Source organism: Moorena sp. SIO3I6, assembly GCF_010672095.1.
In genome coordinates, this window is the sequence record NZ_JAAHHU010001655.1 from 1 (window position 1) to 1,097 (window position 1,097).

Annotated in this window: 1 protein-coding gene; it reads left to right on the forward strand. The window is 39.8% G+C overall.

The window, feature by feature from the left end:
* Window positions 1–78 precede the first annotated feature (78 nt).
* On the forward strand, window positions 79–984 hold the full coding sequence (locus tag F6K49_RS52050; protein WP_293110882.1) for a hypothetical protein: 906 nt from the start codon (window positions 79–81) through the stop codon (window positions 982–984).
* The last annotated feature ends 113 nt before the right edge of the window (window positions 985–1,097 follow it).

Below are 1,097 nucleotides of genomic sequence, written 5' to 3' on the forward strand. Positions count from 1 at the left end.
GTTTTTAATACCACAATTCGGACATTGACATTATGCTAGCGCTATAGTATCATTGAAGTGTAGGACTCAGCCCTAACTATGCCCAAGAAAGTAGACGCAGCAAAAAACAGATCAACTCAAATCGTTACTGTCATAGGGATGAGTGAGTCGGTTGAGGCTGAGTTACTGTCTACCATGAAAAAACTGGGCATCGTTAGGGCTGAGTCTTATAACAAGCTGGGCAGCATCAATTATTGGAGTCTTGACTGGAAAAAGGCGTACCCAGATGTTAGGAGCTTTAGGACTCCCGAATCCCTGGGACTACCCTCGAAGCTAATGGAATGGACGGTCAGTGATGTGGCAAAAGCCATTACAGCGAGCCAAGCAGCTTGCACTGATGCCGTCATTAAAAAGGTTTACAAAAGGTTCCCTGGGAAAGATAATAATAATACAAGAAAAGATCTTTGCAAGCAACTAAAAAGCTTAGCTTTCTTGGATAACCCACTACTCCATAGGCTTGTTAGGAAGGAGTTTCAACGGGGACATTCTTGGATCAAAAATCAGATAGTATATCAACAGGGAGGCTATAGCTGTCGGAGACTATATCGGAACACTTATCAGCTAGAAATAGCTGGACTAAGAAGAGGAAAAAGAAACCAAATAATTGTTCGGTCTAATCGTAAAATAAAAGGACAGATTAGACTAATATACAATCAATTATTATCAAAGTTTGAAGTTCACTTTTTAGTAAACCATGGCCAAGTTGTAATCCCTGCAAAACTTCGGAACATAGGACTGGATAAGGGTTATACCGAGGCTTTCTATGACTCAGATGGCCAGGCTCATGGTAAGGAGTTGGGTAAAGTAACCACCAATAAATCCGTACGTATTTGTGCGAAAAATAGAAACAGAGGGAAACTCTGGACACTCCATAGAAAGCTCGAAAAAATAGACCCAGCAAAGTCGGCTCGGATATTAGAAAACAATTTAACCAGAAAAACATAAAATAAGCGTTACAGACAAAATCAATCAGAAATTAAAGCCATTATAGGAGCAGCTTCTAAGTCTGTTTTTGGTGGTAAATCACTAAAAGTATTTGCAGAAGATTTAACACAACC